Origin of the sequence: Phragmitibacter flavus (assembly GCF_005780165.1) — a bacterium.
Taxonomy (GTDB): domain Bacteria; phylum Verrucomicrobiota; class Verrucomicrobiia; order Verrucomicrobiales; family Verrucomicrobiaceae; genus Phragmitibacter; species Phragmitibacter flavus.
On record NZ_VAUV01000005.1, the window covers coordinates 146,317 to 168,718 of the forward strand.

Annotated in this window: 15 protein-coding genes and 1 pseudogene; 8 read left to right on the forward strand and 8 right to left on the reverse strand. The window is 53.7% G+C overall.

Annotated features, from left to right (window positions below; translation table 11 throughout):
• Nucleotides 1-139: 139 nt before the first annotated feature.
• From FEM03_RS07405 to FEM03_RS25915, 4 genes and pseudogenes are all read right to left on the reverse strand, one after another.
• Complete coding sequence (locus tag FEM03_RS07405; protein ID WP_138085564.1) at nt 140-3,616, reverse strand: polysaccharide pyruvyl transferase family protein; 3,477 nt, start codon at nt 3,614-3,616, stop codon at nt 140-142.
• Nucleotides 3,617-3,622: 6 nt separating this feature from the next.
• Nucleotides 3,623-4,660 carry a glycosyltransferase gene (locus FEM03_RS07410; RefSeq protein ID WP_138085565.1) on the reverse strand — a complete coding sequence of 346 codons (1,038 nt, stop codon included), beginning with the start codon at nt 4,658-4,660 and terminating at the stop codon, nt 3,623-3,625.
• Nucleotides 4,661-4,767: 107 nt separating this feature from the next.
• Nucleotides 4,768-4,905, reverse strand: a pseudogene (locus FEM03_RS25910) (IS5/IS1182 family transposase); the annotation flags it as partial.
• A 359-nt stretch (nt 4,906-5,264) separates the two neighbouring features.
• Nucleotides 5,265-5,399, reverse strand: coding sequence for a hypothetical protein (locus tag FEM03_RS25915; protein WP_276609649.1), 135 nt, complete (start codon nt 5,397-5,399; stop codon nt 5,265-5,267).
• Between the two features lie 1,571 nt (nt 5,400-6,970).
• Between FEM03_RS25915 and FEM03_RS07420 the strand changes: the two genes are divergently transcribed.
• The 3 genes from FEM03_RS07420 (at nt 6,971) to FEM03_RS07430 (ending at nt 14,247) form a co-directional block, all read left to right on the forward strand.
• Complete coding sequence (locus FEM03_RS07420) at nt 6,971-13,102, forward strand: RHS repeat domain-containing protein (protein ID WP_166442703.1); 6,132 nt, start codon at nt 6,971-6,973, stop codon at nt 13,100-13,102.
• 3 nt (nt 13,103-13,105) lie between these two features.
• On the forward strand, nt 13,106-13,360 hold the full coding sequence (locus FEM03_RS07425) for a hypothetical protein (RefSeq protein ID WP_138085567.1): 255 nt from the start codon (nt 13,106-13,108) through the stop codon (nt 13,358-13,360).
• 614 nt (nt 13,361-13,974) lie between these two features.
• Entirely contained in the window at nt 13,975-14,247 is a 273-nt protein-coding gene (locus tag FEM03_RS07430) for a transposase (RefSeq protein WP_276609650.1), read from the forward strand.
• A gap of 295 nt (nt 14,248-14,542) precedes the next feature.
• On the opposite strand, the gene FEM03_RS07435 is transcribed toward FEM03_RS07430, so the two are convergent.
• Nucleotides 14,543-15,361: an O-fucosyltransferase family protein gene (locus tag FEM03_RS07435; RefSeq protein WP_138085569.1), complete on the reverse strand. Its 819-nt coding sequence runs from the start codon at nt 15,359-15,361 to the stop codon at nt 14,543-14,545.
• Nucleotides 15,362-15,676: 315 nt separating this feature from the next.
• Between FEM03_RS07435 and FEM03_RS07440 the strand changes: the two genes are divergently transcribed.
• Nucleotides 15,677-16,015: a transposase gene (locus FEM03_RS07440; protein WP_138085570.1), complete on the forward strand. Its 339-nt coding sequence runs from the start codon at nt 15,677-15,679 to the stop codon at nt 16,013-16,015.
• Nucleotides 16,012-16,872 carry a DDE-type integrase/transposase/recombinase gene (locus tag FEM03_RS07445; protein ID WP_138085571.1) on the forward strand — a complete coding sequence of 287 codons (861 nt, stop codon included), beginning with the start codon at nt 16,012-16,014 and terminating at the stop codon, nt 16,870-16,872. Before FEM03_RS07440 ends, FEM03_RS07445 begins: the two co-directional genes overlap by 4 nt.
• 345 nt (nt 16,873-17,217) lie before the next feature.
• Here the strand turns inward: FEM03_RS07445 and FEM03_RS07450 are convergent, their stop codons facing one another.
• The 3 genes from FEM03_RS07450 to FEM03_RS07460 form a co-directional block, all read right to left on the reverse strand.
• Nucleotides 17,218-17,598 (reverse strand): ubiquitination-like system serine protease family protein, encoded by a 381-nt coding sequence (locus FEM03_RS07450; protein WP_138085572.1) that lies wholly within the window; start codon nt 17,596-17,598, stop codon nt 17,218-17,220.
• Complete coding sequence (locus FEM03_RS07455) at nt 17,591-18,838, reverse strand: HesA/MoeB/ThiF family protein (protein WP_206170915.1); 1,248 nt, start codon at nt 18,836-18,838, stop codon at nt 17,591-17,593. Before FEM03_RS07455 ends, FEM03_RS07450 begins: the two co-directional genes overlap by 8 nt.
• A gap of 136 nt (nt 18,839-18,974) precedes the next feature.
• Nucleotides 18,975-20,138 carry a multiubiquitin domain-containing protein gene (locus FEM03_RS07460; RefSeq protein WP_138085574.1) on the reverse strand — a complete coding sequence of 388 codons (1,164 nt, stop codon included), beginning with the start codon at nt 20,136-20,138 and terminating at the stop codon, nt 18,975-18,977.
• Between the two features lie 157 nt (nt 20,139-20,295).
• On the opposite strand from FEM03_RS07460, the gene FEM03_RS07465 reads away from it, so the two are divergent.
• Genes FEM03_RS07465 through FEM03_RS07475 form a run of 3 tightly spaced genes read left to right on the forward strand, consistent with a single transcriptional unit; the run spans nt 20,296 to nt 22,127 of the window.
• Nucleotides 20,296-20,931, forward strand: coding sequence for a hypothetical protein (locus FEM03_RS07465; protein WP_138085575.1), 636 nt, complete (start codon nt 20,296-20,298; stop codon nt 20,929-20,931).
• Nucleotides 20,924-21,361, forward strand: coding sequence for a hypothetical protein (locus FEM03_RS07470; protein WP_138085576.1), 438 nt, complete (start codon nt 20,924-20,926; stop codon nt 21,359-21,361). The genes FEM03_RS07465 and FEM03_RS07470 overlap by 8 nt, the downstream gene beginning before the upstream one ends.
• Entirely contained in the window at nt 21,354-22,127 is a 774-nt protein-coding gene (locus FEM03_RS07475; protein ID WP_138085577.1) for an ImmA/IrrE family metallo-endopeptidase, read from the forward strand. Before FEM03_RS07470 ends, FEM03_RS07475 begins: the two co-directional genes overlap by 8 nt.
• The last annotated feature ends 275 nt before the right edge of the window (nt 22,128-22,402 follow it).

Here is a 22,402-nt window from a genome sequence, read left to right on the forward strand (position 1 = left end):
ACCGCTTCGGACCAATTTTTCAAAAGCTCTATATCGGATTTCCAGAGGCGAAGACGCGTGGTCTGTCGAGCATTCCGACGCACAACTTGTTTGCGACGTCCCAAGGACCCCATACAAAGCAATAAAGTAGTCGAATGCCCTACTCCACAAAGACAAGGATGTCTTCAACTGGTCTCCTGGTGGAGGAGGGTGAAAAGCCGTCGGGATCCGGCCGACCAATTCCGAGCAGCATCACCACAACCTCAGAATCATCCAGCGCGCAAAGACTGCGGATCTCTTTGTTGAATGAGGGCAACTCTGGAAAGTTTATAGGTAGTGAAGACAACTCTACGCACTCCAGCGCGAGCATAAAATTCATGCACGCTAGGGAGGCGTCGATAATAGGGCACTTTATGTCGCGAGAATCAAAATACCCATCATATCGGGCAACGAGCACCATTAGTGCGGGGAAATGGATGCCTTTGGCGCCGAAAGGAATGTTTGCGATGCTGAGAGCCGATTTTCCAGTGTAGTAAAGAAACCTGAAACTTTGTCTATTACACGCAGTAGGAGCCTGCATCGCAGCAGCGAAACATTGCTTAATAATCTCCGGGTCAGGTTTTTCGGGCAAAAAGTGCCTCACGCTTTTGCGCTGGCGTGTTAATTGACAAAATACCGAGAGCGGTATTCGGGATTGCTCCCTTTCGCGGTTTGCAAATAAGGAAGAAGTCTTGTTTGATGGGATATCCGGGCGAACATTTCGATAGTCACTCAGCGACTCTGATTCTGGGAAGTGTGCAAAATACTCGTCGAGCACGGTGACTGCCCAAGTCAGCGTTACTTGATCACATGGCGAATGACCGCCCAGGAAATCAAGTAGGTTGTTAAGATAGTCTTGTCCAAATATTCGTGGCGTATCGCTGCTTGCACTTAAAGCTAGTCCTTTTTCCAGCCGATGAACATCACGTCTAAAGTTGAAATAGGGCAAGACGGCATTTTTCTTCAACCCTTGTTTGAGCGGCTGTCCCAAGGATTGCCATCGGGGTTCGCTCATGCTGCGGATAGAGCCTGCGAGAAAATCAAAAAAGCTTGTTGTCTCATTCCTTTTTTTATCAGCCTCTCTTTCTATCACTCCAGACAGAAGCTCCCTTTGACTCCAGGCTCGCAATACGCACTCCTCCCATGAGTCTTGAGGTGATAAACTAAATTCAGAAAGTCCAATATCACCTAGCAGGGCCTCGTATTTGTGCGCCCAGCCAAGCGCCACAACCGGTATCCCCATTGAGAGCCCCGCGAGGAGGGCGTGGAATCGAGATCCGACCAGTAGATCGAAATGCGAGATCACACCTTTCAATTCCTCAGCACTATGAGTATCCTCGATAGTCGGTATTCCCAACTGTCTGCATAGGTATCGGTCATCCTTGCCACCACCGTTTCGGAACTCGTGTGGCAGCGCAATCAATTGTGCTTCAGGCCTGAGTCTTTCGACCAACCTTATCAACATAGGCAGGTAATCGGATGACCGCTCGTAAGCCCTCATATTGGGGCCTATGCCGATCAATGGTTGATCAGGGTTCAACTGCAGCTCGACAAGGATTTGTCGTCCTCTTTCGTGATTTCCCTTGAAATTCCAAGTGACATCAGGGCTGGTGACATGTTCAAAATCACCGCCCAGATTTTGCAGATGCTGATATGACACGTCATCTCTAGCGCAAACCAAGTGACCGTTAAACAACTCACGGCATTTCTGTTCGATGCCTTGAAAAGGCCCTAACGTTTGAGACAGAAATATCCATGGGACTCCCTGATGTCTTTGTTGCACCTCACGGGCAGAGGCAATGGCGGAATGCTGCCAAGAGACGCGACTGGAGTATGCGAAGCCGCTTAAATCCAAGATTAAATCTACTTTCCCGCCGAAGTCTGGGGACGACTCATTGACCAGAAACTCGCATGGAAGGCGCTGCTCCAGCTCCGTGATGACAGACTTCAACATGGATTCTGCGCCCTTGTTGACAAAACCGGCACCACGTATTCCAATAACCGGAATCGCTACATTCCCTTTCGAGTCCTGAGATTTTCGAGTATTTCTGGCTGCCCTCTCCGGCCACCAAGTCCCCTTATATTGATGATGGGCGAAAGCACTTCTCTCCCCGTGCAGACGGCTGGCATGTAACCTGAGTAAGCCATTAGAGCTGACTTGACCCCAAGGTTGCCCTTCTCCATCTACTAGAATTTCCATTTCAGATGCTTGGCCAAAGAATTCAGGCACTCTCCGATCAAATGCATTAAACGGCCAAACAACTTTCTCTTTCGATGAAGAAAGCCGATCACTTGTTGGGATACTCTCCCAAAATGAAAACGATTTTTGGATCTGCCAGTCAAGAAATGGATGGCCTGGAACTGAGAATAGAAACGCACACTCATCGCCACCCGAAGGTTTCTGTCCACAGCCGAACTGAGCTTTTTCCGGGATTAAGTGGAGGAATGATGCTAGACACGGCATATCGGCATCCGCATATATTCCCCCATGTTGACGAAGGAGACTGAAGCGTAAAATCGTCGTTTGTAATACACCCTGTGGAAGCTCTCGAAACTTTTCCCTTTCCTCCTTCGTTAGACTGCTTAGGGCTTCCTCCAAACGAGAATCATCCCATAGCTGCAATTGGACGCTGGGGTGAAACACTTTCCAGCTATCGACATTGCTGCGCACCCAGGACGGTAGTTCCGTTCCAAACCATAGGGCATGAATCACTGATGGGACATGCGCAGGAAGTGGCCGGGGTGTCTCTGCCGGAGTCAATCGCATTTTGTTATTCTGCCAGCACCTGCCCTCCACCTCGACTGTCTCGGTTCCCCAATCAAACCATCGTAGTTGGAGAAACTTTGATTCTGTTTCTTCCCAACGACCGAGGCAACCCGTGGCATTCCTAGCATAGTATCCGTTGCCGAATAGGCTCAATTGATCACGCCAGTGACAGTGCCTTACCGTGTAACAGCGTTCCGGTTCAGAATGCATTACGGTGTGAATGGCGCGCAATTTTTCTGGAGAAAGCCAATGAGCAGTAACAACGCTGTTACCTGGTCGGGGGAAATTTGAACCATCCCACAATAAACGTTTCGAGGGATGAGCTCGCGCTCCCTTGGCAAGGGCAGCCTTTGTCAGAAGAAGATCTTCACTTCCCTTGGCTGGAATCTGGGATTCATTGACAAGGATTTCTACATAACGACGCGATAGCATGTAGCCAGCGCCACCACTGGCATAATGTTTTGTGGTCAGAAAGTGATGATTTCCAACCAAATCGTGATCACATTCGGCAAGTTCAGCTAGACGGTGCATAGCCACATAAGTGTCATCGTCGCATTTGAACAACCAATCAAATTTCTCATGAAGCAAAGCGTGTCGGAAAAAAGCCAGCACTTTGCTTGGCAGGAACGCGTATTCATCAGACGCGTTCACCACCACTACATCTGGTTCATCAATCAAATTGGCATTTCCTCCTATAAAAAACAACGGCCTGATGCCGGGCACCTCAGGAGTCATCCATGTCTCGCGAACAGCGTCCCTCCTTTCCTTGTATGCGGCACAGCTGCAAATCCCTATGAGAATTCGTGGCGAGGAGGAGGGCAGGCGACTCATGACGATTTATATTTCAACCAGCGTTTCAAAAATTTTTGTCCAGCTTTCTTCGGCCCTCGTCTTCCCGCCCAGTTCCAGACCGCGTTGTCTTGCCGCGAGCGCCATTTCATGACGTAATTCGGGTTCGTAAGCCATCTTGCTCGCATAATAAATGAAATCGCGCTCGTGACGGCACAACCATCCGGTCTTTCCGTGCTCGATCATCTTTTTCCACCCACCTCGATCATCAACAACTAATATGCTGCCACTTGCCATGGCTTCAAAGCCAACCCTTGGCCAATTCTCCGTTGTATCCATCGGTTGAAGGACGATCTTGCAGTTTCGGTAGAAGTCCTGCTGGCTGATCAGCCTGCTGTCACAGGCCGTGGTGATCCACGAAAATGGTCGACCTATTTTGGCTTCACTTTTCGTATCAAATCCTAAGAACATTCCTCGCTTGATTACAGGCGCGACAAAATATTCGTAAATTTGTAGTGTGTTAGCAGAGTACTTATCTGAATCTTGCCGGGAAATCCGACCACAACCAAAAAACTCTTCGCTTCGCTCTTTAACGAAAGGGAAAAGGGTGTCGTCGAAATAGGGAGAAAAAACTTGAAACCGTATGCCAGGATCGCTGTTCAAATTCTTCAGAAGGGGCATATTCGTCTGCATAACATCCTCGTTCTGATAGAGAAATAGACGAATCAATCCTTCACTCATGCGTTGCTTTTCCAGGGCGAACAACCATGTCATGCAGTTGATGAACACTGTGCGTCGCGTGTGCTGAAAAATTACAGGCAAGTGATTGAGAAATTCAGAATTGCAGAAGCCCATGATGACATCGTCGGCGCTGATTGCCTCCCATTCGTTGCAGCTATGAATGACCACTCCCAGCTGCCGCATAGGCTCAAAAAGGGGTTCATTCTCATATCCCGTGTAGCTGGGTATCAGATGCACCTCAATTCCCATGGTTCGCCAGAGAATAATTTGGTGATGCAGCTCGGTGCCAGCCCCGCCGTAATTTCCTGGAAACCCGTGAACAAAAAGTTTGGATGGCACGACCATTCGGATGATGATGCAAAATGTCGGGCTGTCGCACAATCTTTTTGTTCACAATAGCTTGGCTCGTGCGGGAGTGAAGTGGGTGTCGCTGTTGGGTTTTCTCATTCTGTTCATGCGTTAGCCCTGAGGTATTGGTCGTATGAACGCAGATTCTTGCGATTTGATTTCGGAGGGATGACCACTTCCATCCCGGCATCTTGGATACTCGTCACAATGGCGTTGGAATCATGCCCTTTGTCGGCAATGAGCGATTCGCCGCAATGTCTTTTTCAATTCGCCAGCTTGAGTGCAATCCGCCACAGGACCCGCTGTAATAACGACTCGCACCGGCATGCCATGCGCATCCCAGTCCAGATATATCTTGGTTATCCGCCCCTTTTGTGAGGCCGATGGCCTCGTTGCCGCCTACAGCTCCCGACGCATGTCAGTGAACCTTCTCATGGCTGGCATCGATCATGAGTCACTCAAAACCAGGCTCATTCATCAACTGCTCCAGCAGTTTTTCCCAGTGCCCCTTGTCGCGCCAGCGGCAGAAGCGCCGACGGGTGTTTTTCCAACCTCCGCAATCTGGCGGCAGGTCCCTTCAAGGCGTGATGGTGCGCAAAACCTAAGCCATGGCGTTGATGAACTGGCGGTTGTTATGAGCATCGCCGCCCCCACTTCCCCGCTCTTCGTGGAAGCGGGGCTCCAGATCTGCCCACACCCGATCCGAGACGTCATGCCGGTGATAATCTTCAGACATAAAACGCTCCTCAATCCGGTTGATCTTCAAATCAGGTTAATCTCGTGACAACTGTCTAGAGAGCTCCCTGACTCGTGCTTCTTTCGTAACGTCTTGATACTCATTGCGCCAAGCTAGGGGAGAGAGAATTTTGTCAGCCGCTGACCTCGCTTGGTCCTGAGTGGATCGGTCAGGCTCACTAAGACCAGGCTTCAAACCTACGGAATGAATCTAATTGGTGGTTGGCCTGGCTCTCGCATCAATCAACAGATATTAAAAACTCAACGTTGAAGTCTCACTGCAAAATATTCCTACTTTGCACCCCCATGTGTTTTCACTTACGACTCGGGTGCGGTGTGGGAATCCAACCAAATTCGATGACCCCCTCCTTGAACTTTTATGATTTTAGTCTTTTCTTCCACCTCATTTCTCTTTTATGTTTATGCTGCGCACAAACATAAACATCTGATCTATTTGTCATGAGCGAGGAATCTGTCTACGTGGCGTTCACAACCGCTAACACCAACTCTGGTTCAGTTGTTTTTGGTGATCCTGAAGCATATGACCTGCCTTCAGATGCAACCGTCCTCCAGTTCGATTTTCCTGATGAGGACCTGGAGGTGACGCCTGGCCAATGGTTGCAAGCTTTGGAGTCCAATAGTAGTTCAATGGACCTGCTTTCCGAACAAGGAATTTACGTTGGCATCAGCCCAACTCCCGGAACACTGGTTTCTGTCGACGATGACGTGCCCCAATTGGATCCCGGGGCCAATTCGATCAACTATACGACAACTTCCGACGATGGAGTCATCACGCTCTATAAAACAGAGCCTCCGCCTCCAAGCTCTTCATCCAGTCAGTCAAGCTCTTCGTCCAGTCAGTCAAGCTCTTCGTCCAGCTTACCTAGCTCTTCGGCTCCCCACTCTTCGAGTTCCGCAACTCCTCCCTCATCCAGTTCTTCGGCTCCGCCACCGGCATCAAGTTCCTCGACACCCCCGCCTAGTTCCTCGGCAACGCCTCCACCCAGCTCTTCGGCAACGCCCCCACCCAGCTCTTCGGCTACGCCCCCACCCAGCTCTTCGGCTACGCCCCCACCCAGCTCTTCGGCTACGCCCCCACCCAGCTCTTCGGCTACGCCCCCACCCAGCTCTTCGGCTACGCCCCCACCCAGCTCTTCGGCTACGCCCCCACCCAGCTCTTCGGCTACGCCCCCACCCAGCTCTTCGGCTACGCCCCCACCCAGCTCTTCGGCTACGCCACCGCCCAGCTCTTCGGCTACGCCACCGCCCAGCTCTTCGGCTACGCCACCGCCCAGCTCTTCGGCTACGCCACCGCCCAGCTCTTCGACTACGCCCCCACCCAGCTCTTCGGCTCCAACATCATCAAGCTCCTCGGCTCCAACGTCATCAAGCTCCTCGGCTCCAACGTCATCAAGCTCCTCGGCTCCAACGTCATCAAGCTCCTCGGCTCCAACGTCATCAAGTTCTTGGGCTCCGCCACCATCAAGCTCCTCTTCTAGTTCAGCTAATCCGCCGGAGCCTCCCCCCTCTGATGAGACACCAGACCCTCCGGAAGAGGCTCCGCTTGACGAAATGCCCGAAGACCCAGTTGTTCCGCCACTCCCTCCTGAGAAGCCGAATGAACCCGAAGATCTGCCCCCGCTGCCCTTTCAACCACGGCCTCGGGGAAGGGAAGAACCACAGACGCCACCTTGGGAAGCCCCTCAGGCGGAACGTCCGAAGGCACCAAAGCAGCCAAAGGATCCCAATCAACCTGATCTCGACCCAAACAAATCAGATCCCACCAATCCCTCACCCGAGGCATCTGAGCCGACGCAACCCGGTAACGCAGGCTCACCTCCCGGCACAAGCGGTTGCCCAGTACGCTATTCCTCCGGGCAGCTGCAGTTTGAAGAAACCGATCTCTCTCTAAAAACGTTCGGACTCAATTGGGGGCATTCCCGGTCCTACGCCAATCGACTCAATACGAATGCCGTCGGGCTCAATGGAAGCTCGTGGCTTGTCGGCCAGTCCACCTCGTTGTTTTTTGATAGCACCCAAAGTGGCGGTGGTCCGGCAAAGATCTGCATGGTCAGCAGTGGAAACAACAACCTGTGGACTACCCGCCAACCAAACGGCTCCTATAAATCCACCTTCGTGGTAAATCAGAATATCAACCATGATACTCAGCAAGGCGAGTATGTTTGGAAGAGCACTAAAGGAACTCGGCTCTCTTTTTACGACCAGTCTTCTTCCCATCCATCCGCGCTACAGGGTAAACTAAAAGCGGTAGTAATGAAAAGCGGCGCCCACGTCGCCATTAGCTACGACAGCGCGCACCGGCCTTCACATGTGGATCGAACCCACGGCTCACAAAACAGCCGTTTCGGATATCAATATTTCGCCCCGAATGCAGACTTTCAAGGCTACCTTTCGGGTGTCAATTTCGAAATAGACCAGGTCCCCGTGCAGAGGGCTAGCTATGGCTATCACAGTGGTAGTACCGGAGGTTCTTACGGTGATCTCCGCACCGTAGTGACGGAAAATTTTGACGTTGCCACCAATTCATGGAAGGCCATCAATCACAAACATTACCGCTATTACACATCAAACGGCGGCACCGGCTTCACTCATGGGTTAAAGTACGTGATTCGCGACACGGCCTATCAGCGAATGGTCAATGCAGGCCATCAGCCTGAAACCGCTCCAGAAGAAGTTCTTGCTGAGTTCGCGGACTTCTATTTTGAATACGACAGCTTGCAGCGGGTCAGCTTGGAAAGACTGCGCGGCGGCACCCAGGAGTTTACTTTTCAATACGGGAGCAATCCTGTGCAGCCGAGTTTGGATGACGTCAACATCTGGAACACACGCACGGTTGAAAATCTGCCCGATGGCAGCCAAAATCGTGTTTACACCAACAAGGCAGGCAAGGTAATCCTGCACGTGCATGAAGACCTTGTGACGTCACGAAAATGGTATCAGTACACCCAGTACAACTCTCAGTTTCAAGCGATACTCCAGGCGTCCCCGGCTGCTATTGCGTCGGTCACAGAACCCACTCCCGGTTCCCCCTCCACCCTCACTGTCACTCTCAAAGCTGACGCTGGGCTCATCCACGAATACAGTTACTACACCAGCACCAATCCAACCACCGGTGCCGTAGCGGACCAGCTTGAGAAGTTCTCCGTCAAAGAGGGCTCTAGCGGCCTTGCTAGCAGTTTGCGCTCCTGGGAATATGACGTACATCAGGCCTTTGGGGACGAAATCTATCCGATCCGTGCGGTCACTCATTATCCTGAAGCGCACAACTCCACAATTGGATACCGCACGTCCTTTGCCTACAGTTGGTATACCGACGGCAACGCGAATGCCACTTTCCAGGTTCGAGAAAAGATCTCCACGATGCCAGTGGTGTCTCCTACTCAGCGCGGCACCGGAGTGGCGGACGTGTTGCGTCAGCAATACAGTGAATCCGGCCTGGCCACGTGGGCAATGAACGCTCGCGGCGTCATTTTTTACCGGGCCTACGACCCTGCCAACAGTGCCGTGACGCAATGGATTCAGGACGTGGACACTTCTCAGATGAGCGGAGTGCCAGCCGGATGGTCCACACTCTCCGGTTTCGGCAAACACCTCGTCACCGACTTCATCAATGACAATATTGGACGCACCCTGCGTGTGGTGCGACCGTCCGTTGACGTTGACCCTGGCAGCGTTGGCGAAACTGGCGTCTCAGCCATCGCAGTCCGCCCCGTTTATTACTACGATTACCGCGATAGCACTGCACAAGTATGGAGCGCTGTCGGTTGGCTCACGGGCACGTTGGAAGCCCCCTCCTGGCACCTGTTCGGCCCGGTGCTGCTGCGACTGACCGATCAAAATGACCGCGTCCTAGACGAAATTAGGGCAACACCGCTGGTCGTTGACCAGCCTCTCAGCCCTGACACCTTTCAGAGTAATGGTGCGCTTCCGTCCCAAGAATTGTGGGTGAGTTGGACCGATTACGAACGCGATGCCTGGGGTCGAGTGGTCCAGGCCCGGGTGTTCCACGATATCCCCCTTTCAGGAAGCGGTGTCGAAGGACAACACTACGATGCCGTCCGATTCTACTATGACCTTCAGGGCCGTTTGCGTAAACAAGTCTCACCGGGCGGGACCATCACTCGCACCGTTGTGGACACGCGTGGTCTGCCCACCGCGACTTGGGTAGGTACAAACGACGCGGGTGCCACGGACAACGACCCCTCAGGAGGAGAGGCCAGTGGAAACAACATGAAGATGGTATGGCGAGGCATCTTTGACAACGGGAATGATGGCGGGAATGGCAACCTGACAGAGTCGATGCAGGTGCTGAACGACACTCCCGCCGGGGGCGTGACCCAGTTCAGCTACGACTATCGGAACCGGACTGTGCAGCAGAACACCAGCGACGGATTTCGTGTCTTCTTCCAAACCACGTTGTATGACAATCTGGGCCGACCCCTAACCTCAAGCCGTTATCATACCAGTGTCACCATCGCCAACCGAACCCACGAGGAGACGGTGGCTTATGACTCGCTGGGCCGGGCTTACGAAGGTAAAGTATTTGTGGTCAATCCCAACGGAACCCTCGGCAGCCCGCTAGTCAGTGGCGTCTGGTATGACCCCAGTGGGAACGTCATAAAACAGATTGCGAAGGGCTCGAAAGCGGTCGTCAAGAATGTGTTCGACTCACTTGACAGAACAGTCGTGAGCTATCTGGTGGCGGAAGACGCTTCGAGTGCACCGGACAACACCAACAACGTCAGTTTGGACGTGGTGATCCAACAGGATGAATTCGTCTACAACGACTGCGGAGACACCCTCGCCGCAGTGAATCGCTCCCGCTTCGATGATGCCACCGGCACGGGACACCTGCAAGGACCATCTGGCAGCGAACCAAAGTCGCGCGATAATTACACATTCCTCTATCCCGACCCCAGCGGTCGCCTCTGCTGGCAGGCGCAACTGGGCACCCATGGCGGAACCGTCCCAACACGTCCCGGTGTGCACCCCCCATCTTCGGATACCACGCTGGTCACCGAGTGGCAGTACGCCGCCGACAGCGCGGTGGCCAAAATCATTGATCCTAAAGGGGTTGACACCACCGTACTACGCGATGCCGCAGGACGGCGCATCCAGCAAACCGACAACGCCGCAGGCAGCACTACTGGGCAGCAAACCTCGCAGTACGAATATGCTCCCGACGGTGGCTTGAGCATTCTGCGCGTACTCAACGCCACCACCGGCAATCAGGTCACCACCTGGACCTATGGAACCAACCCAGCCACCAGCAAAGTGGCAAGGACGGATCTGCCAGTCAGCAAGACCTCCCCAACAGGCAAGGTGTATTCCCAGACCTACAACCGCCAAGGAGTTGTGGAGTCGACCACAGACCCCAACGGCACCTTTCATCTCTATATCTACGATTTGATGGGACGGCTGATCCAAAACCACACACCTGTGATTGGGAGTGGCGTTGATGGCAGTGTCCGACTACTCGGCACCGAATACGATACACATGGCAGAGCCTTCCGTCTCACCAGCTACAGTGCGACGTCTGCAATTGTCAATCAGGTGGTCCGCGGCTTCAACGGCATCGGTTGTCTCACCACGGAATACCAGAGCCACGGCGGTGCGGTGACAGTATCCACGCCACGGGTACAATACCAATGCACCAGTGCCACCGACAACATCCAACGCCGGACCAGCATCACCTATCCCAACGGAAGGCAATTGGACTATGAATACGGTTCCAGCGGCGGCATTGACGATGTGCTTAACCGCGTGCAGTCCGTGCACGACGATGACCTCACCGTCCTTGCGGAGTATCAACACGTTGGCTTGGGCCTGCCGTCTATCACCACGCTGCCACAACCTGGCATCGAACAGCGTTGGAAGAAATTGGCCGGTGATCCCAACGGTGACGGAGGCGACCCCTACACCGGCTACGACCGGTTCACCCGCGTGATCCGCTCCCACTGGCTCAAACCTGCAACGACGCCAGTATCCTTGGTGGACGCGCAATGGGGCTATGACCGCGCTAGCCTGAAGACCTGGCGGAAAGACGCACTTGCACCCAGCGGCAGCGAACAGGACCAGTATTTTTCCTACGACAACCGCTACCAAGTCACCCAACGGCAACGCGGTATACTTGACACTGGGCACACCGGCATCAGCGGCACCCCTGCTCAGCAGGAAAACTTCGGATACGATCCCGCCGGCAACTGGACCGGCTACCAGCAAACCAACGCTGGCACTTTGGACATCAACCAGAGCCGCGCCCACAATGCCAGCAACCAGATCACCTCCATCAACAGCGTCAGTTCCGACGTCTCTTATGACGACAACGGCAACATGCTTGAAGTGCCCACGGGGGGTCAGGCGTTGGACGGTCCGCCACGCAAGCTGGTGTGGGATGCGTGGAATCGCTTAAGGAAGGTTTATGACGACGAGGACAATCTCATTGCCGAATACCAGTACGACGGCCAGATGCGCCGGGTGACCAGCGCCGCGGACAGCACAGTACGCCATTTTTACTACGATGACCAATGGCGTAGCGTCGAGGAGCGGCTGGACAGCATCTCCGACGCTGTGACAAACCATGTGTGGCAGCCCGGCAATCGTTGGGAATTGATTCTGCGTGATCGTTCCACAGCGAACGACGGCACGTTTGATGAACGGCTCTACAGCCTGAAAGACGAACTTGATCCCGTGGCATTGATCGACACGAACGGCAGTGTCGTGGAACGTTGTGCTTTTAGCGCATTTGGGAAGGCGTCATTCTTTGATGCCACTTACACAAGCCGCACAAGTTCTTCCTATGGGTGGAATTTCCTTTTTCACGGAGAATTTGCAGATGCCGAAACCAGCTGGATGAATTACGGGTTTAGGTATTATTCCACGGATTTAGGCAGGTGGTTGAACGAGGATCCGATAGGGCTTCTTGGAGGGCTCAACAGCTATTCTTTTGCAGGATCCAGTCCGATGCGCTCGATCGACGTATTGGGATTATGTGACGAACAAAACGGTGGTTCGGAGGTGTGGGACGCAATCTCGGAATGGATGCAGGTTGGAGGAACTCAGACCGATGCGCGAGGCGTCGAACGTCCGGTTGCCGGCGCTGGTTATCCATCTGCGACAGGAAGAGGTTATGTGGATGCCTTTGGTAGTTGGCATGAAAGTTTCTGCATGTCATGCCATGGGACTACGTCGACCGCCCAGTTCAATAGAGAGCAAGCGGCATTGGCGAACGCAACTAGCTGGGGAGCTTACCTGACGGCGGAGTCTTTGAACATTTTATCCGCCGCAGTTATGGGCGGTGGTCTTAGCAGGGCGTTTGCCGCAAAGAGTGGACCAGTAGTGTATCGACAACTCAGCGCGGCTGATCGTATCGCATTGGATGCCGGACAGCCCTTGATGCCGAAGGGCACGGGAGGAACCATACTCGACCATATTCGAAGCCAACCCACCGGCCATATCTCAGTATCTGAAACCGCCGCAGCAACTGCCCGTTTCAACGGCGGCAATGGACTCGTGGAAATCAATGTAAACGCTGCTACTGCTGGAGGTGCCCGCTTCATTCCTCATTCCGAAGTCCTGCAAGGGGTTGGCGCACGAGCCAATCAAATACGGAACGTGAGGGAAGCCCAAGAAGCTCTTTTTCAGGGACCGATTCCTGCCAGTGCAGTCCGACTCATCGAATAAGCCATGCTCAGCAGTTATCCAAACGTTTACAATAGTTGCCTCGTCATCCTTCAACGCAAAGGCTTCGCCTTGAGCTACGAGAAGGAGACCGATACTTGGCTCGCCGAGATCAACGGGTTCAAGTTCAAGGCTGACAATCCAATTGAACTATTGGGTCTCGCCACGATTTACGAAGATCGGAAGCCGGAATCTGACTCCGAATACTGGTGGCAGATTAGCGACCCGTATTTGCTCGGCGAGCTTGATCCCGAGTCGTAACGCCGCTGCCTCCGGATTCGGCGCGTTCAACCCCGCGTGGCTGAGCTTGTTGGTATGGTATCGGGGGGGCGTCTTGCGTGCTTCCCGGAGTCCTGTGGTCCGCTACCATACCCAGGCGCTGCAGCCAACGCCCCCCGCCTCGGCTCGGTGGCGTCTTCTCTGCCGTCAGGAGTCCATGACTCGCCTCGCAAGTCAGGCTCCTTCTCGTCGCGCTCCGCACCCCCTGCGCCCCGTGGCTGCGGGTGCTCCTTCGTCGCAGACCGCCTCCCCGGCCCTCGCTCCGCTCGCCCTCCGCCACCGGGCGCAGCCAACCATTGTTTGAAAAGCTCCGCGCCCCGGCCGCAGGCCCCGCCGTCCTGCGGCTGCTGCGCTGCCGTCCTGCGGCTGCTGCGCTGCCGTCAAGGCATCATCCCCGTAAAAAGTTTGGGCGACGGAGTCCTGCGAGCCATCAACACCAACCCCTCCCAAACTTTTGACGGGTGCCCTCCTTGACTGCTGCTCGCCCGCCGCGTGTCGTTTGGTGTTGGTTTTGCTTCGCGAAAACAAGCGTTGCTTGTCTTTGAAGGTGAAGCTGCAGAGCCGCCAAGGAAGCCGCTGCGCCGATTCTTTTTTATCTGCGCCGTTGGGATGTCGAGCTGTTTTTGGACGACATCAAGACCTCGCAACGCATGGACATGCTGCGCTGCAAAAGCCCCGCGATGGTCACGCGCGAGTTGCTCATGCACATGATCGCCTACAATCTTATTCGAGAGCTATTGGTGCAGGCGGAAAAGCGGCGTCCCGTCGGGCAGGAAGGTCGCCTCTCCTTCATAGGCACGCTTGATCGGCTGCATCACTGGCACAGTCCATTGTGGGGCAATCCAAGTAGCAAGGTCGTTACCAAGTGACACGCCCATATGCTCGAAGACATCGCCCACTATGTGGTCCTACCAGGATCTGGACGCTACGAACCCAGGCTGGTCAAACGTCGACGGTTTTACTACTCACTTCTCACCAGTCCAAGAGCGGAAATGCGCAAGGTTCCCACTCCACCAAAATATCGCCCCAGGGCCAAACGCAAGACGTTACGTTAGTGCCATTTAAGTCTGATCCCAATTTCTTCTATTTAGACGGCCCAGGAACGTGGATTTTGGTGACGTAGTAGCCTCATGTAGAAGTAATTTCAAGAGTCTGAGCGGACCATCATTGTGCTCCTGCCCTACCGCATAGAAATCCATGGTAATTTATATTACATGTTCTGAAAGTAGAAATACGCCAAGTAAAGAATTTGGCAAATTCACGCTCAACAAGAAAAAGTTTGTAGTTGTCTGTGGAACCCAAAGCCTCGAAAGATGGAAAATTAGCTTTGGTGAGCAGGTGATAGTGCCTCCGCAATGGGGAAAAAAAATCGGCGTCGCGCTCGTCCGTTGCTATATACACGGTCTTGATCTTCGGACAAATTTTTTGGAGGATTCGATGTATGTGCTCTGGGTGAGTGGCATGTTGGGTTTCCTGAAGTCGATCACTTCGCCGTGCATGAACCCATGCAGCGCCTGGCGGAATCTGGGAAGACAGTTGATTGGCTATAGCGAGCAGAGAATTGCGAGTGGGAAGACGCACGGCAAGGTCTGCAAAGCCCGGGTAGAGGTTTTGCAACGTGTGCCTTAGCAAGGAAATACCGCCTAAGTCTTTGATCAACCAACGCTCGGATCGACCCATGAGGGATTCGTCTGGATTCACGGTCGCCAAGCTATGACCGATTTTCTCTGGGCATTGGGTCAGCACCGTGAGTGGCTGTCCGTCCACGTTCACGCGTTCAAAATCGAAATACTCGTCCAGTTGGGTGCCAATGGTCCGCCCCAGGTTATGCTTCCCTGCTAGACAAAATTCAGGGGCGATCAAGGTCCGCTGGTTGACGGCCGCCTCCTTGATCATGGCGATAAGATTGCTTCTCTGGTGAGAAATCCCCGCACTGACTTGGAGATTGACGTAGGAGAGATAGTGCACAGGATTAGCGCGCATGATGAAGTTGAATGACTTGTGGAAGTGGCAGTGCCCGCCAGGCCAAGACGGTCGGGCTGCACCTTCATTACTACAACGGTCACGACAGTGATCAAATGGCATAACGATGAATCTGCCCGCCGTGAATACGGGATTGAGTGCAAGGCAGTTCAAATTCCCCAAGAAGAGCAAGGGAGCACTAAAGTTCTTGGGATTATGGTTCGGAGTTGGGCTGGGGTTTGGTGCCGAGGATGATCGCGGCCTTCTATTCCGCCTCAGTCGGAATGTCCCAATTGACAGGATGAGCTAAACTATGGCGGGGCTACCTGACCTGCCATGAAATCCAACGACCAAAATACCGACAGTCTCCGCAACCGCCGCCACTTTTCTCCCCAGGAAAAGGTCCGACTGCTGCGCCTTCACCTTGTTGAAGACCAGTCCATCTCGTCGATCTGCGAGCAACACCAACTTCACCCCACCCTCTTCTACCAGTGGCAGAAGACTTTCTTTGAGAATGGAGCGGCGGCTTTCGAGCAATCTTCCAAACGTCGACCGGTGGATGCAGAAGCCCAAAAGATTGAGCGGCTCGAGGCACGCCTCAAAAGGAAGGACGAAGTCATTGCGTTGGTGACTGAAGAGCTGGTGCGCACAAAAAAAGAGCTTGGGGAGGGTTGAAAGACTCCTGGACTCCCCCAGATCAGCGCGATGCCGTCGTCAACTTCCTCAAACGCATGAACGCCCTCACCCTCCTTCCCATGGGCAACCTGCTGCGCTGGTGCGAACTCTGCCCGCGCAAGTTCGCCCGCTGGCGCGAGCGCTACGGCAAGGCCAATGAACACAACGCCCTGGTGCCGCGAGATCATTGGCTGGAAGCCTCTGAGAAGCAGGCCATCATCAGCTACGCCCAAGCCCACCCTTTGGAAGGCTACCGCGCCCTCACCTTCATGATGCTCGACGCCAACGTGGCTGCCGTAGCGCCCGCCACCACCTACCGCGTGCTCAAGAGCGCAGGTCTCATCGGTCCCACCGGTGGCCGTCCATCCAAGAAAGGCACCGGCTTTGTCCAGCCTCTAGCCCCCCATGAGCACTGGCATGTGGACTTCAGTTACCTCAACATCGGCGGCGCCTTCTACTTCCTGTGCGCCGTACTCGATGGCTGCTCACGCCATATCGTGGCCTGGGACATCCGCCCTACCATGCGCGAGATCGATGGAGAGATCGTCCTGCAAAAAGCCCGCGAAGCCCACCCTCAAGCCCGGCCCCGCGTCATCAGCGATCAAGGCTCCCAGTTCAAAAGCCGAGAGTTCAAAACCTTCATCAACCAATGGCAGGCCAGCCATGTGATGACCAGCCCCTACTACCCCCAATCTAATGGCAAACTCGAACGCTTTCATAAGACGCTCAAAACCCAAGCCATCCATCCGAAGACGCCTCTGGACTTACAGGATGCCAAGCGCATCACGGGCGACTTCATCGAATACTACAACACCCAGCGCCTGCACTCCGCCATCGAGCATGTATACTCAGGGTAGTCTGAAATGCTAGCACTTGCCTCGAATGAAAAAATATCCATACAAGTTGAGATTCGGGCGACGCAATCATTCCGTATGTGCTGGAACTCCCTCGATTGATGCCGCACACCAGCGGGTTGAGGCGAACGGTGGAGGTTGCTAAGCAAATGGGCAAACCCTGCCTGATCTCAGGGCCTTCGCTGCATAAACACCGTGGAGCTTTGAGACCTAATGCCTTGAAGCTTCCGCCCCCCGGTTCCGAATGATCGTGGCAGCGGTGCGGAATAGCAAATTTACCAGCCGACGAGTAGCTACCTGACTTCCAATCTCGCTCCAGCGGATTTGCGCATGAAAAAGGGCCTGATGTCAGGATGTTACATCGTGAAGCGGCGGATGGCCAGTCCCGCACCAGATGATTACACCGTCACGCATGATGAAATGACTTTTGCAGCCGACGTTCCTCCATACCGAGGGATGGAGTGTTGCAATTCCATCTTTACCGGCACTTACGGTCCAAATTGGTCGTCCAGATTGACGGAGGAGGTTCAGCATAATCAATTCCCCGCAGCCGCAGGGACAAATGAAAGCTGCTGCCCATTCGTCGGCAGCCTCACCAATCAGGTAGAGGATATCTGTTTTCAATGATTGGGGTTCGTCAATGCATCGTTCGATAACAAAGCCTTCCGGTTTCTTCGGAAAGAACCGGTACCATTTGGAGAGAATCCACTGCCAAACTTTCTTAAACATCGGTAATACAATCGAGGAAAGGTGTCATATCACCCCGGCCAGCTTTCTTGGCCAGGAGTTTACAAGCAGCGCCTTCTTCGCGTTGCGTCCAGTCGCAATTCCTGAGGTCGAAGGAGTGGAACCTTTCGTCTTCAAGCCGGTTTTCGCGGTAAGGATGGAGCCGCGCTAACAATTCATTTACAGCCATAGAGGCACAAAACCCATTCACTGAGATTACTGCTGGGCTGTCAACTTTCGCGCCCTTAATATAGCCTTCATCCAGTTCAGCCTTGTATTGCGCAGGGTCGGTCCGCAAGAGTGCCTCGACACGTAGTGTTTCCGAAGAATAACAACCGCGAGAGAGAAGGCTTGAGCCATCCGGCAGGAGGTAGTGAACCGCCCCGCAGACATTGTCGATACCACCCTTGCCATCGGCATCTAGCCTGACTCCAAGGTCGATATAGGCGAGCAGATAGAAAACGGCCAGGCGGTTCAAACGGTCGCGGCCTTCGAACTTGTCCATGCAGCCAAACACGACATCACAGCCAGCAACCGCCTTGGCAATTCCCTCATCGAAGAGCAGGCCTTCTAAGGGAGTAATTTCAGTGCCGGTGCCGTGGGCGCGGAGAGCGGCGGCGAGTGCTGCGACTTTCGATGCTTTACGCTCAGCCTGGCTGAGGTTGGAGTTAACTATTCTATTTAGGTTTTTCCTCTCCACCACATCGGGATCCACAATTACGAGCTGGCCGACGCCAAGCCGAACTAACTGCTCGATGACCCAGCTTCCGGTGCCCGAGCAACCGACGACGGCCACGCGAAGCCGTTTCAGGAGAAGGGTGGTCTGATCACCGAAAGCTTGGGCAGTGCGAAGCTGTGCATCATCGATGGCGCGATTTTGCTCGCGGTCAAAAAGGCGGATGTGATCGCCAATGACTGAGATGCGGTCTATTAGATGGAACTCGCCAGAAGGTCCCACGAAGCGGCCAAACATCTTGCCATCGGGGAGCATGACAGCGCTGGCATGCGGAAGCCCGTCGTCGGTCCAGCTGTGGAGCGACTGAAACAACTCCTTGTCTGATTGGTCGTCGAGATGGGAGAAGCGGTCGAAGCCTGCAGGGTGGCTGTGGATCTTCAAGATTCCCATCGATTTGGCGGCAGCTCTATCATAGAGTTCATGGCCTACAGCGGGCGGCCAGTAAACGCAGTCCGGTTCGCGGACACGGCAATCGGAGTGCGGCACGAGAAAAACTTCATGTGCCATCAGGACGTGCTCTGACTCGCCGCTCCGCCTTCCGCACCTGGCGAGAGCAACCGCTTCCTTTCCGTCACCCGGAAAGAGATGTCGGCGTAGCGTTTCATGCTGGTTAGCCGTAAGTCTAAGAAGTCTCTTCATGGGATTAGGCCTTGGCGGCTTCACGTTCAAGCCATGCGAGGCTGAGGAGATAGTGGGTCAGCACGTTGAACTCGCCGGGCTTCCAGGGGTTAGCGCTGCTGTAGTGACGGGACCATTGCTGCCAGGATTTAGCCCTGATGCCAGCGGTGCCCTCCGTGCAGTTAATGGGGCGCCCGTCCTTCCGGCGGACAGGAGGATGGAAGTAGGCCATATCCAGCGCGGTAGCAGGATAGCCTGGAAGAATTCGAATGGCCACGTCGGTAGGCTCACCGTGGAAAACATCAGGCAAGGGCACGTTGTTGATAATGAGCCAGTTGGTGCCCTTGTCGGTGATTGCCTGCCAGGAGAGGTTCTGTGCGTTCAGCTGCTCGACATCATCTTCTGGAAGAGAGAAATCTTGGGTAGGGCGGCCTTCACCTTGCTCGTTGGGAAGCGTGGTGAAGCGCTCGATGCCGCAGGCAGTGAGATCAACAGTAGCGTCCAGAGCCACGGGAACAGTCCGCTTGCCAATGCGCTGATTGAGTAAGATTTTGGCGGGATCGAATCCAGCCAGCTTGAGGATTTCCCGGCCTGTTGGATTGGGTTTAGGAACCACCACGCGCTTGTCGCGAACACGGATGATATAGCGCCGGGCATCCGGCGGTCCTTCGGTACCCTTGCAGTGCTTCTCGATTTCGACGCAGGAGACGAAAACGGGGCCTTCCTTGAAGCGCACGGTTTCATTCTCATCAATGGGCGTATCGTTGGGAGATTCCATGTCACGCAGCAACTCCACACGGGGATCGAGGCCAAACAGACGGCGAAGACCGTTCTCAGTCTGGGACGGATTGGTTACTTCCTTGAAGCGGTCGTCAACAACGAAGGCTAGTTTGGGCTCTCCGAGCTTCGGATTCGGCTTGGAGGCACAGTCGCAGCTGGAGGCGACGCGGAAGACGTTGCCGTCAGCCAAATCCACCTCAACGTCATGTTCGAGAACTTCATCATCACCGGAAACCCGGTCACGGATGAGAACAGAGCCAAGCTTGAGGCCAGCCTGTTCGCTTACGAGGAGAGCGGAAACGCGACGACGAGGCATCAGGATGAGGCGGTCGCTCACAACAGACGCCCATTTTGCAGAGGGATTGTCAGTACCAGATTGGGAAGGGGTATTGTCGTTTAGTGTATTCATTGTTTTTTCGGGTTTGAGGGGTGTTTGCCTTTCCCTCCCTTGCCGAATCCGGCGAACAATTTGCCAAACAATCTGAAATTCTTTTGGTCAGGACGGCAAAAGACCTGAATTATGCGGCATAATAATGATAAGAGGGAGAGACGTCGTTGCAGCAGCCATGAACATACCCCACCCGGACATAGCCCAAAAATTGAAGGACGAACTGACCCAGTTTCTGTGGGACAGGCTGCTGGTCTACGCGGATGCCCTTGTCGCCCGCCACAGCTGGCATGGAATCTTGGGCGGGCCTCCGCTCCGAGGTTTCGAGGCGGAAGATTTCCTCCAAGATGCTGTCCGCAAAACCCTCCATGGGGTTCGGAAGTGGAATCCTGATGAGGTCCGGCTTGAGAAGTTCCTAATGGGAGTTGTGGAAAGCGATATAGGTCATGCCTCCCTGAAGAGTGAGAATCGCATCCTTGTTCGAGAAAGAAGCCTTGGTGGAGCTGACGATGAGTCTGGAAGCCGATCGCCACTGGAAAAATTTCCAGCGGCAGCTTTGGCACCCGATACGATTCAGATAGAGCAGGAGAGAGAAGAAGTAATTTTCGAATTTTGCGACAGTTTATCCGATGACCCACCAGTTCAGAAAATGTTTGAATTAGTCTACGACGGAATCACAAAGCGTGCCCATCAAGCAGCCAACATGGGGCTGCTTGAGAATCAGATAGATGCGATCAAGAAGCGTCTACACACCCGTGTGAAGAAGTTTGCAGAAATTCGCACCAAAAATAACAAGGAGGTGTCCCATGGTTGACAACAACTCAAAGAGAACAGCGTCAGATGTATTGCGCGATTTAAGCGAGTTCTTCACCGGGCCATTACCCGATGTTGAGAAGCTGTCCGCAGCTGAGATCGATGCGTTTTTAAGGAAGCGCTCAATTGATTCAAAAAAATCTTTCCTAGCAGTTCAAGACTTAATAGACGAAGAAATTGCTTCCGCTGAATTGAGAGTTGCAAAAGAGGAGAGAAAAGCGCGACTGCGAGAAGTGGAGGCGGTTACACCGGCACGGGAAGGGATTAGGCAAAGCATTGGCAGTTTGCTTGCAACGCTAAACCCCTCTGTGCAAACGGCTTACTGGAGTAAATTCGAATCGCTACCTGATGCTGATCTAGAGTCACTATACGAAGACATCGTGCTTTTAAAGAAGCGGACCGAAGAAAGGGACCAGAGCGGTAATGCGTGAACCAAATCTCATATCGGCGCAAGGCCATGCATTCAAGTTGAACAAGCGCTATGGCGGCAAGATGCCGGGCGCACTTGAAATGGAAGATCTGGCCATGGCGCTGAATGTGCTGGTAGTTCCTTACGGAATCAAGGGTGCAGCAGCGAGGCTGGTTCGTGATGGTGATGACGGTCTATTGAGGCTGAACGCGAACTTGTCCACTGAGGGTGCGAGACGGTTTGCGATTGCACACGAACTAGGCCATTGGCAGATGCACCGCACGGAGTCGCAAATGTTTCTCTGCACGAATGAAAACTTCAGGGACTACTACGGAAGTCCGCTTGAACGCGAAGCGAATTACTTCGCATCGGAACTTCTAATGCCATCGGTATTCTTTCGATTATTGACGGAAAAAGCTGAACCTGATCTAAAGCGTATCAGTGAATGGTCGGAGGTGTTCCGGACGTCCTTGACGGCTGCTTGCCTTCGATTTTTGCGCGATACGAAGTTCGATTGCATTGCAGCGAGTGTGCGCAATGGACGGGTGGAATGGTCATGGCGGAAAGAGAGTGGCAGGCGGGTATGGCTCAACAACGGACAGCGTATCGAGCCAGGCTCCCTGGCATGGGAGATTGCGAATGGACGTGTTGTAGGCGACACAATGGAAGTTGTAGATCCCCAAGCGTGGTTTTCCCATCTGCCATTCAGGTATAGCGGCGAACTACAAGAGCAATGCATTCATATGCCACGCTATGGCCGGATCTTTTGTCTTCTTTGGATGGTCTAGCATTTTAGAACACTTGGGACTTTTTTTACCTCCTGCAAAGCCTCTGCTGGTCAATGCTCCTAGAATTTAAGCTAGATGATTCAATGGTTGCTTTGCGCGCCGCATCGCAAACATGCTGACAATGGGTGCATTATGGCGATGCCCTCATTTCAACCGTATGCACGCGGGTTGAAACGAGGGCATCACAAGAATGTATATCGTTGATTACGAGTGCATGATGGCTATGCCCCCATTTGAATCCCTGTCAGCGCGGCTTCAAACGAAGATTTGAAATC

Coding starts and splice junctions, on each gene's coding strand:
- FEM03_RS07450 (WP_138085572.1), bottom strand. CDS start 17,598: ATGTTTAAGAAAGTTTGGCAGTGGATTCTCTCCAAATGGTACCGGTTC.
- FEM03_RS07425 (WP_138085567.1), top strand. CDS start 13,106: ATGCTCAGCAGTTATCCAAACGTTTACAATAGTTGCCTCGTCATCCTT.
- FEM03_RS07435 (WP_138085569.1), bottom strand. CDS start 15,361: ATGCGCGCTAATCCTGTGCACTATCTCTCCTACGTCAATCTCCAAGTC.
- FEM03_RS07470 (WP_138085576.1), top strand. CDS start 20,924: ATGGTTGACAACAACTCAAAGAGAACAGCGTCAGATGTATTGCGCGAT.
- FEM03_RS25915 (WP_276609649.1), bottom strand. CDS start 5,399: ATGTCTGAAGATTATCACCGGCATGACGTCTCGGATCGGGTGTGGGCA.
- FEM03_RS07455 (WP_206170915.1), bottom strand. CDS start 18,838: ATGGCACATGAAGTTTTTCTCGTGCCGCACTCCGATTGCCGTGTCCGC.
- FEM03_RS07475 (WP_138085577.1), top strand. CDS start 21,354: ATGCGTGAACCAAATCTCATATCGGCGCAAGGCCATGCATTCAAGTTG.
- FEM03_RS07410 (WP_138085565.1), bottom strand. CDS start 4,660: ATGGTCGTGCCATCCAAACTTTTTGTTCACGGGTTTCCAGGAAATTAC.
- FEM03_RS07405 (WP_138085564.1), bottom strand. CDS start 3,616: ATGAGTCGCCTGCCCTCCTCCTCGCCACGAATTCTCATAGGGATTTGC.
- FEM03_RS07420 (WP_166442703.1), top strand. CDS start 6,971: ATGCCCGAAGACCCAGTTGTTCCGCCACTCCCTCCTGAGAAGCCGAAT.
- FEM03_RS07465 (WP_138085575.1), top strand. CDS start 20,296: ATGAACATACCCCACCCGGACATAGCCCAAAAATTGAAGGACGAACTG.
- FEM03_RS07440 (WP_138085570.1), top strand. CDS start 15,677: ATGAAATCCAACGACCAAAATACCGACAGTCTCCGCAACCGCCGCCAC.
- FEM03_RS07460 (WP_138085574.1), bottom strand. CDS start 20,138: ATGAATACACTAAACGACAATACCCCTTCCCAATCTGGTACTGACAAT.